The sequence below is a fragment of the Hydrogenophaga sp. genome (assembly GCF_965657535.1).
Classification (GTDB): domain Bacteria; phylum Pseudomonadota; class Gammaproteobacteria; order Burkholderiales; family Burkholderiaceae_C; genus Hydrogenophaga.
This window is the reverse complement of the sequence record NZ_CBFHOP010000007.1, coordinates 93931-110287: the sequence shown is the minus strand read 5'-3', so window position 1 is coordinate 110287 and position 16357 is coordinate 93931. Positions and strand designations below refer to the sequence as shown.

The window sequence follows — 16357 nt, the reverse complement described above, 5'->3', positions numbered from 1 at the left end:
TCCGTCTCGTTCTAAGGCAACACTGAACAAGTGCCTGATGTGTGGAAATGGCTCGCGTAAGTCATCGGTTTACAAAGGCTCAATTTTGGGCGTTTTCGACTGATTCAGCGTAGCCCTAAGGCCTTCTGCCGCGCAGCCTCCTAACTTTTCAGCCTACGGCCCAGGCCAGACGTTTGGTGCGGTGGGCGCGCTCTGCGGCGTGGCACGACCACAACTGAGACAATGCCCCCCGTGCTCAATATCCTGCTCGTCACCTTCCCCTTCTTTGCCCTTGTACTGGCCGGTTTCCTGGCGGCGCGGCGGCGCATGTTGCCGCTGGAGGCCATTCCGGGGCTGAACGGTTTTGTGCTGTTTTTTGCCTTGCCGGCCATGCTGTACCGCTTTGGCTCCACCACGCCCATAGCGCAGCTGCTCGACGCCTCGGTGGCCGGCGTGTATTTGCTGTGTGCGCTGGTGATGGTCGGTTTTGCCATCGCCATGACGATGAACAGCCGCATCCGCTGGAACGACGCTTCGCTGGGTGCGCTGGTGGCGGCGTTCCCCAACACGGGTTTCATGGGTGTGCCGCTGCTGGCCGCGCTGCTGGGGCCGCAGAGCGTGGGCCCGGTGATCGTGTTGATCGTGGTGGACATGGTGATCACGAGTTCGCTGTGCGTGGCGCTCTCGCGGCTGGACGAAGGCGAGGGCCACGGCGCTGCGGCCATGCTGGACGCCGGTAAAAAAGCCCTGCGCGGTGTGGTCACCAACCCCATGCCCTGGGCCATTTTGCTGGGTGCGGCGGCCTCGGCCGCCAGCTTCACGCTGCCGGGGCCGGTGGAAAAAACCGTGTGGCTGCTGGCCGACGCGGCTTCACCGGTGGCGCTGTTCACCATTGGCGCGGTGCTGGCGCGTTCGCAAATGCAGTCCAACCACCCCATGCCGCTGAGCGACTACTTGCCGGTGGCGCTGATGAAACTGCTGCTGCACCCGCTGCTGGTGCTGGTGGTGGGGCTGGCCGCCATTCAGCTCGGGGTGCCGCTGGACCGCTTTGCACTCACAGTGATGGTGCTGGTGTCGGCCCTGCCCAGCGCCAGCAACGTGTCGCTGCTGGCCGAGCGCCTGGGGGCTGACAACGGGCGCATCGCCCGCATCATCCTGGTGACCACTGCCGCCGCGTTTTTCACCTTTTCGGTCGCGGTCGCGCTGACGACCTGATTTCATAGGTTTTGGCTATTGATTGTCTAGTAACAATCGGTTTGTCAAATGCTCGGGGGGCGACTACAGTGAGGACTCGATCACTTGCCGGAGCCCTGCCATGCACACCAACGACACCCTCGCCGCTTTTGTGGCCGACTGCGTGGAACGTTTGGCGGCACTGGCGCTCGCAAGCTGACCGAGTCCGTTCAACCCACTGGAGACCCACCATGAGCAACCCCAACACCGAAGCCAAGTGCCCGTTTCACGCCGCTGCCGGCGCACGCGCCACACAAGGCGCGCAGTCCAACGCCGACTGGTGGCCCAACCAGCTGAACCTGGGTATCCTGCACCAGCACGCCCCGGCTTCCAACCCCATGGACCCGGACTTTGACTACGCCGAAGCCTTCAAAACGCTCGACTACCCCGCGCTCAAAGCCGACCTGGTGGCGCTGATGACCGACAGCCAGGACTGGTGGCCAGCCGACTGGGGTCACTACGGCGGCCTGTTTATTCGCATGGCCTGGCACAGCGCCGGCACCTACCGCACGGCCGACGGCCGAGGCGGCGCCGGCACCGGCAACCAGCGCTTCGCACCCATCAACAGCTGGCCCGACAACGGCAACCTCGACAAAGCGCGCCGCCTGCTCTGGCCCGTCAAGCAAAAATACGGCAACGCGATTTCGTGGGCCGACCTGTACATCCTGGCTGGCAACGTGGCCATGGAGTCCATGGGCTTCAAGACCTTCGGCTTCGCTGGCGGCCGTGCCGACATCTGGCAGCCTGAAGAAGACATTTACTGGGGCGCCGAAGCCGAATGGCTGGCCACCAGCGACAAGGCCAACAGCCGCTACAGCGGCGACCGTGACCTGGAAAACCCGCTGGCGGCTGTGCAGATGGGCCTGATCTACGTGAACCCTGAAGGCCCGGACGGCAACCCCGACCCCGTGCTGTCTGGTCACGACGTGCGCGAAACCTTCGCCCGCATGGCCATGAACGACTATGAGACCGTGGCCTTGGTGGCCGGTGGCCACACGTTTGGCAAGTCGCACGGCGCCGGTGACCCCAAACTGGTGGGCCCTGAGCCAGAGGCTGCACCCATGGAAGCAATGGGCTTTGGCTGGATCAACCAGCACGGCACCGGCCACGGCGCGGACACCACCACCAGCGGCATTGAAGGCGCCTGGAAACCCAACCCCACCACCTGGGACATGGGTTACTTCAAGGTGCTGCTCAAGTACGACTGGGAGCTGGTGAAAAGCCCGGCTGGCGCGCACCAATGGCTGGCCAAAGACGTGGCTGAGGAAGACATGGTGGTGGACGCCCATGACCCGTCGAAAAAGCACCGCCCCATGATGACCACGGCCGACCTGTCGCTCAAGTTCGACCCGGCCTACGAAAAGATCTCGCGCCACTTTGCGGCCAACCCCGACGAGTTCGCCGACGCCTATGCCCGCGCCTGGTTCAAGCTGACCCACCGCGACATGGGCCCGAAGAGCCTGTATCTGGGCCCTGAAGTGCCGGCCGAAGACCTGATTTGGCAAGACCCGGTGCCCGCTGCCGCCCACCCGCTGATCGACGCGCAGGACGTCGCCGCCCTCAAGGCGCAGGTGCTGGCCTCGGGCCTGTCGGTGGGCGAACTCGTGTCCACCGCCTGGGCTTCGGCGTCCAGCTTCCGTGGCAGCGACAAGCGCGGCGGCGCCAACGGCGCCCGCATTCGGCTGGCGCCGCAGAAAGACTGGGAAGCCAACCAGCCCGCGCAGCTCGCCAAGGTGTTGGCGGTGCTGGAAGGCATCCAGAACACCTTCAACGCTGCGCAAGTTGGCGGCAAGCAGGTGTCGCTGGCCGACCTGATCGTGCTGGCCGGTGGTACAGCGGTGGAAGCCGCCGCCCGGGCCGCAGGCCAGTCCGTGGACGTGCCGTTCACCCCGGGCCGCACCGACGCGAGCCAGGAGCAGACCGATGTGGAGTCTTTCAGCGTGATGGCGCCGGTGGCCGATGGTTTCCGCAACTACCGCAAGAAAGCCTACAGCGTGGCGCCTGAAGAAATGCTGCTCGACAAAGCGCAGCTGCTGACCCTGAGCGCACCCGAAATGACGGTGCTCGTGGGGGGCCTGCGTGTGCTGGGTGCCAACGTGGGCGGCTCGCAGCACGGCGTGTTCACCCAGCGTCCCGGCCAGTTGAGCAACGACTTCTTCGTCAACCTGGTGGACATGTCCACCGCCTGGAAGCCCAGCGGCGACAACGCCTACGAAGGCCGCGACCGCCAGACCGGCGCCATGAAGTGGACCGCCACCCGCGTTGATTTGGCCTTCGGCTCCAACTCGCAGCTGCGCGCACTGGCCGAGGTGTACGCCCAGAACGACGGGCAAGCCAAGTTCGTCCGCGACTTTGCCGCCGCCTGGACCAAGGTGATGAACCTGGACCGCTTTGATGTGAAGTAAAGCGAACGCTCCGCGCTGTGCGCGGTGGTCGGCCCGCAAGCCCCCGCAGTTTCGGCTCTGGGGGCTTTTTTTCGTCGTGCGCCGGGGAATACGTTGGCTGCGCCCCAAATGGAACGGCCACCCTTGGGTGGCCGTGGTGTGCCGCCTGTTATCTCGCAGGCGTTGGGCACAGGTGGATTGTGCGGGGCGCCTGTGACTGTGGCGTGACACCTGCGGCCTGAGCCATTTCAAATCGCCAGTGGGTCCACGTCCACGGCAAAGCGGATCAGCCCGCGCGCTTCGGGCAGGCTGCGGCAGTCCAGCAGCACCGCCTGCCAGGCCGACAAAAAGCGCTGCAGCGCGCCGCGCGAAGCGGCTTCCACCAACAGCTGGGCGCGTTCCACATTGGCCACGCGCTGAATGGTGAGCGGCACGGCGGGGTACAGGGTGATCTCGTCGCGGTAGGGCAGGCCCAGGCTCTGCTGGGCGGCGCCGTTCAAAAAAGCCTGCGCGGCCGCCTGCGTGCGGGCGTCGGCGCGCAGCAGGGCCTGAAAGCCGTAGGGCGGCATGCCGGCCTGCTCGCGTTCGGTCAGCTGTTCGGCGGCAAAGGCCGGGTAGTCGTGCTTTTTCAGGGTGGCAAACAGCGGGTGCTGCGGGTACCAGGTTTGCACCCACATTTCGCTGGCGCCGCTGTGTGCGGCATCGCGCCCGGCGCGGCCAGCGGCCTGCATGAGCAACGCAAACAGACGCTCGGGCGCGCGGTAGTCGCTGGCAAACAGGGCGCTGTCGGCGTTCACGCTGGCCACCAGCGTGATGCGGCGAAAGTCGTGTCCCTTGGCAATCATTTGCGTGCCCACCAACACATCCACAGCGCCGCTGTGCATGGTGGCGAGCTGCACTTCCAGGCTGCCTTTGAGCCGGGTGGAATCGGCGTCCATGCGGGCCACGCGGGCGGGGCTGCCGTCGGGGCGTTTGACATCGGCCAGCAGGGTGCTCAGGTGTTCTTCGATTTGCTCGGTACCGCGCCCTACCGGAGAAATGTCGAGGTTGCCGCAGTCGGGGCAGGCGCGGGGCACGCGTTCGGTAAAGCCGCAGTGGTGGCAGCGCAGGGTGCGGTCGAGTTTGTGGAACACGCGGTAGGCGCTGCAGTGGGCGCAGGCGCTTTTCCAGCCGCAGTCGTGGCAGGCCAGCACCGGGGCGTACCCGCGCCGGTTCAGCAGCACCATGCACTGCTCGCCCCGAGCAATGCGCTCGGCCATGGCGGCCACCAGCGGTGGTGCCAGCACGGCGCCTTTGGGCTGGTGGTTCATGTCCACCAGGCGCAGGCGCGGCAGCGCGCCGCCGCCAATGCGCCCTGGCATGGCCAGGCGCACATAGCGGCCTTGGTCGGCGGCGTACCAGCTTTCCAGCGACGGTGTGGCCGAGCCCAGCACCACATGGCAACGGGGTTGTTCTACTTCTCCCGCGGGCAGGAGAGGGCTGGGGTGAGCGGCCTTGGCCAACGCCTCCGTCTCCACCTTCGCCCGGTACACCGCCAGGTCGCGCGCCGAATACCGCGCGCCCTCCTGGCTTTTGTAGCTGGGGTCGTGTTCCTCGTCCACCACGATCAGCCGCAGCCCCGGCAGGCTGGCCAACACGGCCATGCGGGTGCCCAGCACAATGCGCGCGGCGCCGGTGTGTGCGGCCAGCCAGCTGCTCAGGCGCTGTGGGGGCGTCATGCCGCTGTGCAGGCACACCACCGCGTCCGTGCCGTACAGCGGCTCAAAGCGCTCTCGAAAGCGTGCCTCCAGCTGCGGTGTCAGGTTGATCTCGGGCACCATCACCAGCACCTGGGTGGGGCTGTCGCCTTCGGGCGTGGCGGTATCCAGCACCTGGCGGGTGGCGCGCAAATACACCTCGGTCTTGCCACTGCCGGTGGCGCCATACAGCAGCACCGGCGCCTGGGCGCTGTGCAGCGCGGCCAGCGCCTGGTGCTGCTCGTCGCTCAGGTCGTGGCCGTTGGCCGCGGTGCCAGGGGTGGTTGCGCCGGCCTCGGGCGCCGCAGAAGCGCTGGCCTTGGCGCGCCGCTTCAGCCGGCGCGCCAGTTGCTCGTTGCTCAGCTCACGCAGCTGCGGCGGCAGCGCGGCCATGGCCACCTCGCCCAGGCTGCGCTGGTAATACTGGGCCGCAAATTTCACCAGCTGGCGCCAGCGCGGGTTCAGCGGCGGCAGGCCTTCCAGCACGCTTGCCACCGCCTTGGTCTGCGCTTCGGTCAGGCCTTCGGGTGGCTCGGTGCTGCATTCCCACACCACACCCAGCACCTCGCGCTTGCCCAGCGGCACGCGCACCAGCGTGCCCGGCGCGAGCAACAGCTCACTTCGATAACTGAGGCTGGCACCCACACCGCTGTGGGCTGGGGTGGCCACGACCACGTTGGGCCAGAAAGTCATGTTTAGCGGTTCTTCTTCAGTCGAACTGTCGGAAAGCGGCGTAAGTCGTTGATTTGACAGTGCATCCCGACATATCCAGAGATTCTGTGGATAACTTTGTGGATAGCTTGTGTTGGAGCCCCTGGAGGCCTTGCAAATCAAGGGCTTACTTAAATTGCCTTTTTAAAGGGCAGAAAAGCAAAGCCTATATAAATCAACAACTTGTGTCATCTTATACCCCCCGGTGGGTGCGACTGGGGCAGGTACAGGACAAGTCAGAGGGGGTGCAAAAATTTGTGCATAACTGCAGCTTGTCAAGTCCGGGTTTGGCCTTTTTCTGTGCTAAGCGTTCGCCGACGAATGAAGTCCTTGGCATTAAAAACCCTACAGCGGTGCATTTTTACGGGCGGCACGGCGTTGGGCTGGTTCGATTTCACGTCTATGGAATTTTCCCGTGGCGCCAGACACGCCCCAGGGCAGGTGGCGCACCCCGCTTAGCGGCCTTTCCTCAGTCCAACTGTCGGAAAGCGGCGTAAGTCCTTGATTTGACAGTGCATCTGGACATATCCAGAGCTTCTGTGGATAACTTTGTTGATAGATTGTGTTTGGGCCGCTGGAGGCCTTACAAATCAAGGGTTTACTTAAACTGCCCTTTTAAAAAGCAACCTGGCAAACGCTATACGAATCAATGACTTAGCGGTGTGGCCGGGCTTGCCTTGGCGGGCCGTCTGGTACCGGCTGGTATGGCGCACCGCAACCAGAATTTTGTGCATAAGTGCGTCCTGTCAAGCCTGGTTTTTTGCTGATTTTGTGTTAAGCCGCTCTTTTGGGTTGTTTTCCGGTCTGTTGGCGGGTCGGTGTTCAGGGCCGCCAAGGTCTGGCGCAGTGCTGGGCAAGCCTTGCGCCCGCCCGCACCACCGCTCAGACCGCTTCAGCCCTGCACGCGCAGGCGTTTGGAATGGCTGTGCACCGCGTCCACCAGGGCCGACACGTGCTCGGGGGGCGTGAACTGGCTGATGCCGTGGCCGAGGTTGAAGATGTGCGTGGCGCCAACGCCGGGGCCCTGGTGTGGCTTGCCAAAGCTTTCCAGCACGGCGGCCACTTCGGCGTCAATTTGCGCGGGCTGGGCAAACAACACGTTGGGGTCAATGTTGCCCTGCAGCGCCTTGCCGTTGGCGCCTTCGCCCACCTGTGCGCGGGCGCGGGCCAGGTTCACCGTCCAGTCCAGGCCCAGCGCGTTGCAGTCCAGGTCTTTCATGTCGTCCAGCCAAAGGCCACCGCCCTTGGTGAACACAATGCGCGGAATGACCACGCCTGCGTGTTCGCGCTTGAGCTGCGCCAGCACGCGCTTGGTGTAGGCCAGGCTGAACTGCTGGAACTTGCCGTCGGCCAGCACACCGCCCCAGCTGTCAAACACCATCACGGCCTGCGCGCCGGCGTCAATCTGCGCGTTCAGGTAGGCGGCCACGGCGTCGGCGTTGATCGCCAGAATGCGGTGCATCAGGTCGGGGCGGCTGTACATGAGCGTCTTGACGGCGCGGTAGTCGTCCGAGCCGCCGCCTTCGACCATGTAGCAGGCCAGCGTCCAGGGGCTGCCCGAAAAACCGATCAGCGGCACGCGGCCGTTCAGGGCCTTGCGGATGCTGGTCACCGCGTCAAACACGTAGCGCAGCTTCTCCATGTCGGGCACGGCCAGCGCGTCCACGTCGGCTTCGGTGCGCACCGTCTTCTGGAATTTCGGGCCTTCGCCCAGGGCGAACGACAAGCCCAGGCCCATCGCGTCCGGCACGGTCAAGATGTCCGAAAACAAAATGGCGGCGTCCAGCGCATAGCGCTCCAGCGGCTGCAGCGTCACTTCGGTGGCGTAGTCCACGTTGGTCGCCAGCCCCATGAAGCTGCCGGCCTGCGCCCGCGTGGCGCGGTATTCGGGCAGGTAGCGCCCGGCCTGGCGCATCAGCCACACGGGCGTGTAGTCGGTGGCCTGGCGCAGGCAAGCGCGCAAAAAGGTGTCGTTCTGCAGGGGGGCAAAGCTCATGGGGGTATCCGGTTGCGGTCGAGGAGAAGCGCCGATTATCCCGCGAGGGGTCGGGCCTGCGGTTTGATGTGGCGCAGGGCACAGGCTGTGGCGTGGCCCATGGCGCGCGTATCAGAGGGCGGCGTGAGGCCGCCCCGCTTGCGCGCTCAAGACGTTGGCAGCCCAAACGGCTTGACCATGGGCCAGCCTTTCTGGGCCCAGTCGCTCATGCCGCCGTGCACGTAGCGCACGTTGGTCCAGCCGGCGTCTTTCATGGCTTGCACCACTTTGCTGGAACGGTTTTGCGTGTTGCAGATGATGAGCACGGGTTGCGCCGGGTCTTTGGGGATTTCGCCGGCGCGCTGGTTGAGCTGCGACATGGGCAGCAGCCGCGCGCCGTTGGCCACGCCGGTGGCGTGTTCGTCGGGTTCGCGGATGTCGAACATGACGACCTGTTTGCTTTCAAACAGTTGGCGGCCTTCTTCCAGGCTGACGCGCAGGGGGTCTGGGGTGGCTTCAGCCGAGCAGCCGGCGGCCAGGGCCAGCGCGGCCGCGCCCAGCAGGCCCAGGGTGCGGCGGGTGATGAGCGGTGGTTGGGTGGTGTGTTTCATGCAGCGGCGTTTTTGTATTTGATGCTGCAGCCATAGGCCTGGCTGGTGGGGGTGCTGACGGGCTTGCCTGATAGCAGTTCGTTCAGGCCCTGGCGCACGAAGTTGGTGGCTTTCTCAATGTCGGCCACGCGGGCCGACGGGATGCTGTCAATAGCGCCGGCGTACACCAGCAAGCCTTGCGCGTTAACGATATACATGTGCGGCGTGACGCGGGCGGCGTAGGCCTGGCCCACGGTGCCGGCTTCGTCCATCAGGGTGGCGGTGGGGCTGGCTTTTTGCTCGGTCATCCAGCGGGCCAGCTGGGCCGGGCTCATGTGGTCGGCGCTGTCGTCGCGGGTGGAGTTCACGGCGAGCCACACCACGCCTTGAGCGGTGAATGCTTTTTGCAGCGCCTGCATGTTGCCCTGGTAGTGCTTGCGCACAAAGGGGCAGCCGGGGTTGTTCCATTCCAGCACCACGGGCTTGCCCTTGTATTGCGACAGCTTCACGGGTTTGCCGGCGGTGTCGCTGAGCGTGAAGTCGGGCGCGGGCTGGCCCACACTGGCCGCAAGCGCCCGGCGCGGCAGCAGGCTGGCGGGCAGGGCAAGGGCGCCCAGGGCGGTCGCACTCAAGGTGAATTGGCGGCGTTGCAGCATGGTCTGACTCCTTGGAACAGCAGAAGAACGGTGGCTTGGCAAGTGTCCAGTGGGTTGGCGTTACAGCGCTTTCAGGGCCTCTCGGACCTCGTCCACACGCAACACCTCGGACAGCACGCTGGGCGCCCGGCCGTTGTTGTACAGGGCGTAGACCGGCACGCCGTTGCGGCCCAGGCTGGCCAGCGCGGCGGTCACGGTGGGGTCGCGGCGGGTCCAGTCGGCGCGCAGCAGGGCCACGTTTTTCGCGGCCATGTCGGCGAGCACGCTGGCGTCGGCCAGGGTGGTGCGTTTGTTGTACTGGCAGGTCACGCACCAGGCGGCGGTGAAGTCGACAAACACGGGGCGCCCTTCGGCCAGCAGGGCGGCCTGGCGTTCGGGGCTCCAGGCCTGCCAGCTCAGGCCCTCCACAGCGGTGGCCACGGCGGCACCGGGTGCGGCGTCGGCCATGCGGGTCACGTTGGGGCCCACAGCCCAGCCCAGCCAGAGCAGGCCCGCGAGCGACAAGCCCGCCAGCACGCTGCGGCCCTTGCCGCGCAGGCCCAGCGCCCACACCAGCAGCGCCAGCACCACCAGCAGCAGGAGCAGGGCGGCTGCACCGTCAATGCCGCTTTGCTGGCCCAGCACCCACAGCAGCCAGACCACGGTGGCAAACATGGGAAAGGCCATGAGCTGGCGGAAGGTGTTCATCCAGGCACCGGGGCGGGGCAGCGCACGGGCGATGGCCGGCCACCAGCTGGCGGCCAGGTAGGGCAAGGCCATGCCCAGGCCCAGCATGCCGAACACGGCCAGCGCCTGCACCGTGGGCAAGCCAATGGCCAGGCCCAGCGAGGCGCCCATGAACGGCGCGGTGCAGGGCGAGGCGATGGCGGTGGCGAGCACGCCGGTCAGGAACGCATCGGCGGTGGGGTTTTTCGCCTGCAGACTGGCCACGCGGCTGGGCAGCACGCTGCCAAATTCAAACAGGCCGGCGAGGTTCAGGCCGATCAAAGTAAACAGCACCGCCAGCGCGGCCACCACACCGGGGCTTTGCAGCTGAAAGCCCCAGCCCAGCTGCTCGCCAGCCGCGCGCAAGCCCAGCAACAGGCCGCCCAGCGCCAGAAACGACAGCACCACGCCGGCGGTGTACGCCAGGCCGTTGGCGCGGTGGGCAGCGCGGTCGTCGGCATGTTGGGCAAACGCCAGCACCTTGATGGCCAGCACCGGGAACACGCAGGGCATGAGGTTGAGGATGGCGCCGCCAATGAGTGCGCCGAGCAGCGCGGCCCAGATCGTGATGGGTGGGCCGCTGGGCGCTGCCGGCGCGGTGGCGGCGCGGGCGGCGTTGGCGTCGAGCGCCGCTTGCAGGGCGTCGGGCACGGCGGCGGGCAGCGGGGCAGCGGCAGGCCAGGCGCCTTGCACCGGCACATCCAGCCGCACACCGGGGCTGCCAGGGCCTGAGCCCGGCGGGTTGGCCAGCGCCACCACCAGCGGCACCTGGGCCGGGCTGTCGGCACGGTGCGGCGAGAGCGGTACCCGGGCGGTCCAGCGCTCGCCGGTCCAGGCTTGGGTCCAGGCGGCGCCGGGTTCAATGAGACCGGTGGTTTCAGGGAAAAACTCCAGCGGCTGGCCGCGCCAGGCGGCGGGCAGGCCGGCCAGCGACACGTTGAGCCAGCCGGCTTCGGGCGCGAGGGTGCTGCCGGCTGCCGGCTGGCTGGCGGGGGCGGCGGCCCACGCGGCTTCAAAGGCCAAACCGTGCAGCGCGGTGGAGCCCTGCACGGGAATACGCAGCGTGAAGTTGCCTTCTTCGGGAATGCATTCTTGCCGGCAGGCCAGCCAGGCGGCGTAGAGCTTCACGTCGACATGGGTGCCGGCAAAGCCCGGCTCGATGGTGAGGGGCACGGGCAGCAGCACGGTGCCATCAAAGCCGTAGTTGGCCAAGGTGCCGAGCGGGAATTTGCGGGGGGTGGGCCAGGCGATGTCGCCCGCGCGCACGCCGGCGGGCAGTGTCCACTGCAGTTCGGTGGGCAGGCCCGAGTCGCCCGAGTTTTTCCAGTAGGTGTGCCAATGCGGCTGGTGGGTGAGCTGCAGGCCGACCCACACCGTTTGGCCCGGTGCAGCGCCGTCGGGCGCGTGTGCCAGCAACTCGGCGCGCACCTGCTCGGTTTGCACCACCGTGGTGTTTGCCGTGGCCGACAGCAAACCCTGCGCTTGCGCGCTGGGCGCCAGCAGCACCGCCACCGTCCAGGCCAGCAAGCAGGCAGCGAGCCAGCCGCTGAACCGCCCGAATGCTGCGGGGTGGGTGGCGGCGGTTTTGAACGGGGTGGACAACATCACGGGTGGTCGGTTAGTAAGGCGTGGCGGTGTAGGAGCCGCCTGGGGTTGGCGAGTTCCTGTGAGTCCGCTGAATATAAGGCAGCGCTTACATGCTGTGCTGGCAGGGGCACCCATTGCAACCGCGTTGCGCCCGCTCAAGCGAGGCGGCGGCGCTGGGCGGCCCAGGGGTTCACAAACCGGGCGGGTTTCGTTAAAAAAGCGGTTCGTCAGATGCACGAGGAGCGGTACCGATGGGATCGATCTTGGAACATGCCTTGTTGCCCTGGGCCAAACGGGTCAAGACGCGGGTGAACCTGCCGGTGCGGCTGAGCTGGGGTGAGCGCGGTGCGTCTTCGCTGGTGCTCGGCGAGTTTGAACGGCCGCAGGTGGAAATACGGGTGCGTGACCCCGCGGCCCTGCCGCTGCTGATAGACCCCGGGCTGGACACGCTGGGCCAGGCCTATGTGGAGGGCCTGATCGACGTGGACGGCCCGCTGGCCGACATGCTGGCGGTGGCACACCGGCTGGCCGAAACGGCCGAGCCTGAAGGCATGCCCCACAGGCTGATGGGGCGCATCCGGCGCCGCTTTGGCCACACGCGCGAGAGCGACAGCGAGGCCATTCAGTACCACTATGACGTGTCCAACGCGTTTTACGCGCAGTGGCTGGGCGAGGGCATGGTGTATTCGTGCGGGTATTTCGAGCAGGGCGACGAGACGCTGGACGCTGCGCAAGCCAAGAAGATCGACCACATCCTGAACAAGATCCGGCTGCAGCCCGGCCAGCGGCTGCTGGACATTGGCTGCGGCTGGGGTGCGCTGGTGTTGCGCGCTGCGCAGCACTTTGGCGCGCAGTGCGTGGGCGTGACGCTGTCGCAAAACCAGTACGACTTGGCACGCGAGCGCGTGCGCGCCGCTGGGCTGCAAGACCGCATCGACATTCGGCTGCAGGACTACCGCGACGTGAGCGACGCGCCGTTTGACCGCATCACCAGCGTCGGCATGTTTGAACACGTGGGGCTGGACCACCTGACGCCGTACTTTGGGCACATGCGCCAGCTGCTCAAGCCCGACGGCTGGGCCATGAACCACGGCATCACCAGCACCGATGCCCTGGACGGCGAAACCCGCCATGGTGGCGGGCATTTCATTGACCGCTACGTGTTTCCGCGTGGTGAGCTGCCGCACATTGGCACCGTGCTGCGTTGCTTGCAAGAAGGCGGGCTGGAAGCGTTTGACGTGGAAAACCTGCGCCGCCATTACCAGCGCACCACCCAACTGTGGGCCGATGCGTTTGAGGCCCACACCGAGCGCATCAAGCCGCTGGTGGATGAGCGCCGCTGGCGCATCTGGCGCGTGTACCTGGCCGGCTGCGCCTGGGCTTTTGACAACGACGAGGTGTCGATCTACCAGGTGCTGTGCCGCCCGGCGGGTCAGCCGTCGCAAGGCCTGCCGTGGTCGCGGCAGTGGATGTACGCGGGGCGCTGAGCGCCAGCGCGCTCACTCGTGGCGCAGCGCGTCGATCGGGTTCAGCCGCGCCGCGCGCCGCGCCGGAAAGTAGCCAAACAGCACGCCAATGCCGGCTGAAAAAACGAAGCTCAGCAGGTTCACGCCGGGGTTGAACACATAGGGCACGTTCATCACCGCCGACAAGCCGATCGACGCCGCCGTGGCCAGCACGATGCCGATCAGCCCGCCCAGCGCGGCCAGCACCACCGCTTCTATGAGGAACTGCAGCAGCACCTCGCGCTCCAGCGCGCCAATGGCCAGGCGCAGGCCAATTTCTCGGGTGCGCTCGGTCACGCTCACCAGCATGATGTTCATGATGCCGATGCCGCCCACCAGCAGGCTCACGGCGGCCACGGCGCCCAGCAGCGTGGTCAGCACCTTGGTGGTGCCCGAGAGCGTTTCAGCCAGCTGCTTGGTGTCGAGCACGTTGAAGTTGTCTTCGTCGGTGTCGGCCAGTTTGCGGCGTTCGCGCAGCAGCTGGGTGATGCCGGCCTTCACGCGGTTGGCGTCGCTGCCGTCGGCCATGGACACCAGCAGCGTGTTCACGCGGGTGTTGCCGGTCAGGCGGCGCTGCAGGGTTTTCAGGGGCACCAGCACCATGTCGTCCTGGTCGTTGCCAAAAGCGCCTTGGCCTTTGGACGCCAGGATGCCGATGATTTCGCAGGAAATCTGTTTGACGCGCAGCTGGTCGCCCAGGGCGGGGCGCTGGCCATACAGCTCGCGCCGCACGGTTTCACCGACGATGCACACGGCCGAGCCGGCGCGCAGTTCGTCGTCGCTGAAGCCGCGGCCTTCGCTGAGTTTCCAGTTGCCGGTGATCAGCCATTCGTTGGTGCTGCCGATGATGCTGCTGGTCCAGTTGCGGCCGTTGGCCACCACGGTGGAGCCGGTGCGCGCTTCGGGCGCCACCGCCAGAATGCCGCCGATCTGGCTGGCAATGGCGTCGGCGTCGGTGTCTTTGAAGGCGGGCACGCTGGCGCCACTGCCGCCCGGGCCCATGCGCTGCCCGGGGCGCACCTGCAGCAGGTTGGTGCCCAGGCCCGAAATCTGGTTTTGTATGGCCAGCGTGGCGCCGTTGCCCAGCGTCACCATGGTGATCACCGCGCTCACGCCAATGACGATGCCCAGGATGGTGAGGAACGAACGCATGAGGTTGCGCCGAATGGAGCGCAGCGCCAGCAGCAAGGTGTTGAGCCACATGGTCAGTGCACCTCGGCGCTGGTTGGGGTTGTGGCTTCGTGCAGACCGGCGGGGTGCGGGTTGGGCGTGTCGCTGGCCACCACGCCGTCGACAAAACGCACGATGCGCTTGGCGTACGCCGCCATCTCGGCCTCGTGGGTGACCATGAGCACGGTGATGCCGTGGTCGGCGTTGAGGCGCCAGATCAGTTCCATGATTTCTTTGCTGCGCTGCGTGTCCAGGTTGCCGGTGGGCTCGTCCGCCAGCAGCACGGCGGGCTGCGTGACGATGGCGCGGGCAATGGCCACGCGCTGCTGTTGCCCGCCCGAGAGCTCGGCCGGCGTGTGGTGTTCCCAGCCTTTGAGGCCCACCGAGTCGAGCGCGCGGGCAGCGGCCGCGTGGCGTTCGGCGGCCGGCTCACCGCGGTAAATCAGCGGCAGTTCCACGTTTTCTTGGGCTGAGGTGCGCGCCAGCAGGTTGAAGCCCTGGAACACAAAGCCCAGGTAGCGCCGGCGCAGGCGGGCGCGCTGGTCGCGGCTGAGCGACTGCACTTGCACGCCCTGAAACTCGTAGGTGCCGGTGGTGGGCGTGTCCAGGCAGCCCAGCGTGTTCATGGCGGTGGATTTGCCCGAGCCGCTGGGGCCCATGATGGCCACAAAGTCACCGGCCTGAATGTCCAGGTCCACCCCTTTGAGCGCCTGAAACGCGGTGCTGCCTTCGCCGTACACCTTGGTGACGCCGCGCAGCCGGATCAGGGGTCGGTCGGCATCGCTCATGGCCTGACTCCATTGCGCTGGTCGGTGATGATGGCCATGCCTTCGCTCAAGCCCTCGCCGCTCACCTCGGTGTTGCGGCCATCGCTGATGCCGGTCTTCACGGCCTGCGCCACGGCCTGGCCGTCTTTGAGCACCCAGATCTGCCGCAGGCCCGGCGCGCCGCCGTTGGTTTCGGTGGCCCTGCGCGGGGTGGTGCTGCGGGGCATGCGCGGCATCATTTTGGACAAGATGCTGCTGCTCGGCGCCGCCGCGGCGCCGTTGTCCGTGGTGGTGGTGGGCGAGAAGCGCAGCGCCGTGTTGGGCACCAGCAGCACCCCATTGCGTTCGACGGCCACGATGGTGGCCGCTGCCGTCATGCCCGGACGCAGGCTCAGGTCGGTGTTGTCCACGTCGAGCGTGGTCACGTAGGTCACCACGTTGTCGGTCTTGGTGGAGCCAAAAGCCACGCGGTTGATGGTGGCCGGGTAGCGCCGCGACGGGTAGGCGCTCACGGTGAAGCTGGCTTTCTGGCCGGTTTTCACTGAGCCTACGTCGGCCTCGTCCACGTTCACGTCCAGCCGCAGTTGCGACAGGTTTTCGGCCACCGAAAACAGCGTGACGGCCTGCAGCGAAGCCGCCACGGCGTTGCCCGGGTCCACCGAGCGCGAGAGCACCACGCCGTCAATCGGCGAGCGGATCGAGGCTTTGGACCGGTTGGTTTCGTCGGTGGCGAGCGTGGCGCGCGCGCTGGCCACGTTGGCGCGTGCGCTGGCCTCAGAGGCCACGGCGCGTTCCACGGCAGCGCGGGCGGTGTCCAGCTCGGCAGCCGACGGCACCTTGCCGCCTGAGAGGCGCGCCACCTCTTCAAAACGCGCCAGGTTGGACTGGGCTTCTTTCACCGTGGCCTGGGCCTGGGCCAGCTGGGCCTGCGACGCCGCCAGCGCCGCGCTAGAGCGCAGCACCTGGTCGTTGAGCTTGGCGGTGTCCAGCTCCACCAGCACCTGGCCGGTTTTCACGCGGTCGTTGACGTCCACCAGCACGCGCTTGACCGTGCCCGACAGTTCGCTGCCAATGTTCACCGCACGCGTGGGCTGCAGCGTGCCGTTGGCCGACACGGTGAGCGTGAGGTTGCCCTTGCGCAGGGCTTCGGTCACGTAGACCGGTGCGGCGCTGGTCTGCTTTTGCGCCTGCCAGTAGTAGATGCCACCCGCCGCCACCAGCACGGCAGCCACGCCCAGCCAGAGCGACGGGCGTTGCCACCATGGCGCTGGCTTGTCGTCGCCCAGCAAGGTGTTGAGGTTGGCCGCCGCTTTGTTCGGAGCCGCCGGGGTGGGAGTGTTCGGGGTGGTCATGGGCAAG

At 66.6% G+C, this 16357-nt stretch carries 11 protein-coding genes; 3 read left to right on the top strand and 8 right to left on the bottom strand.

Annotated features, from left to right (window positions below; translation table 11 throughout):
• Positions 1 to 231: 231 nt before the first annotated feature.
• Both ACTG4K_RS13540 and katG read left to right on the top strand, forming a co-directional pair.
• Positions 232 to 1194 (top strand): AEC family transporter, encoded by a 963-nt coding sequence (locus ACTG4K_RS13540; RefSeq protein WP_439114742.1) that lies wholly within the window; start codon positions 232 to 234, stop codon positions 1192 to 1194.
• Positions 1195 to 1403: 209 nt separating this feature from the next.
• Complete coding sequence (gene katG, locus ACTG4K_RS13535) at positions 1404 to 3617, top strand: catalase/peroxidase HPI (RefSeq protein ID WP_439114741.1); 2214 nt, start codon at positions 1404 to 1406, stop codon at positions 3615 to 3617.
• A 227-nt stretch (positions 3618 to 3844) separates the two neighbouring features.
• On the opposite strand, the gene priA is transcribed toward katG, so the two are convergent.
• The 5 genes from priA to ACTG4K_RS13510 all read right to left on the bottom strand — a co-directional run bounded on the left by priA (position 3845) and on the right by ACTG4K_RS13510 (position 11574).
• Entirely contained in the window at positions 3845 to 6025 is a 2181-nt protein-coding gene (gene priA / locus ACTG4K_RS13530) for a replication restart helicase PriA (protein ID WP_439114740.1), read from the bottom strand.
• A gap of 910 nt (positions 6026 to 6935) precedes the next feature.
• Entirely contained in the window at positions 6936 to 8039 is a 1104-nt protein-coding gene (gene hemE, locus ACTG4K_RS13525; protein ID WP_439114739.1) for a uroporphyrinogen decarboxylase, read from the bottom strand.
• Between the two features lie 146 nt (positions 8040 to 8185).
• Positions 8186 to 8629 (bottom strand): rhodanese-like domain-containing protein, encoded by a 444-nt coding sequence (locus ACTG4K_RS13520; protein ID WP_439114738.1) that lies wholly within the window; start codon positions 8627 to 8629, stop codon positions 8186 to 8188.
• Complete coding sequence (locus ACTG4K_RS13515) at positions 8626 to 9264, bottom strand: thioredoxin family protein (RefSeq protein ID WP_439114737.1); 639 nt, start codon at positions 9262 to 9264, stop codon at positions 8626 to 8628. Before ACTG4K_RS13515 ends, ACTG4K_RS13520 begins: the two co-directional genes overlap by 4 nt.
• Positions 9265 to 9324: 60 nt before the next feature.
• Positions 9325 to 11574: a protein-disulfide reductase DsbD family protein gene (locus tag ACTG4K_RS13510; protein WP_439114879.1), complete on the bottom strand. Its 2250-nt coding sequence runs from the start codon at positions 11572 to 11574 to the stop codon at positions 9325 to 9327.
• Between the two features lie 233 nt (positions 11575 to 11807).
• Between ACTG4K_RS13510 and ACTG4K_RS13505 the strand changes: the two genes are divergently transcribed.
• Positions 11808 to 13043 (top strand): class I SAM-dependent methyltransferase, encoded by a 1236-nt coding sequence (locus ACTG4K_RS13505; protein ID WP_439114736.1) that lies wholly within the window; start codon positions 11808 to 11810, stop codon positions 13041 to 13043.
• Between the two features lie 12 nt (positions 13044 to 13055).
• Here ACTG4K_RS13505 and ACTG4K_RS13500 read toward each other — a convergent pair whose 3' ends face one another.
• The 3 genes from ACTG4K_RS13500 to ACTG4K_RS13490 are packed head-to-tail and all read right to left on the bottom strand — an operon-like array spanning position 13056 to position 16350.
• A complete protein-coding gene (locus tag ACTG4K_RS13500) occupies positions 13056 to 14264 on the bottom strand; it encodes an ABC transporter permease (protein ID WP_439114735.1) in 1209 nt (402 codons plus the stop codon).
• Between the two features lie 2 nt (positions 14265 to 14266).
• Positions 14267 to 15019, bottom strand: a complete 753-nt coding sequence (locus ACTG4K_RS13495; RefSeq protein WP_439114734.1) for an ABC transporter ATP-binding protein — start codon at positions 15017 to 15019, stop codon at positions 14267 to 14269.
• Positions 15016 to 16350: an efflux RND transporter periplasmic adaptor subunit gene (locus ACTG4K_RS13490; protein ID WP_439114733.1), complete on the bottom strand. Its 1335-nt coding sequence runs from the start codon at positions 16348 to 16350 to the stop codon at positions 15016 to 15018. Before ACTG4K_RS13490 ends, ACTG4K_RS13495 begins: the two co-directional genes overlap by 4 nt.
• Positions 16351 to 16357 lie beyond the last annotated feature (7 nt).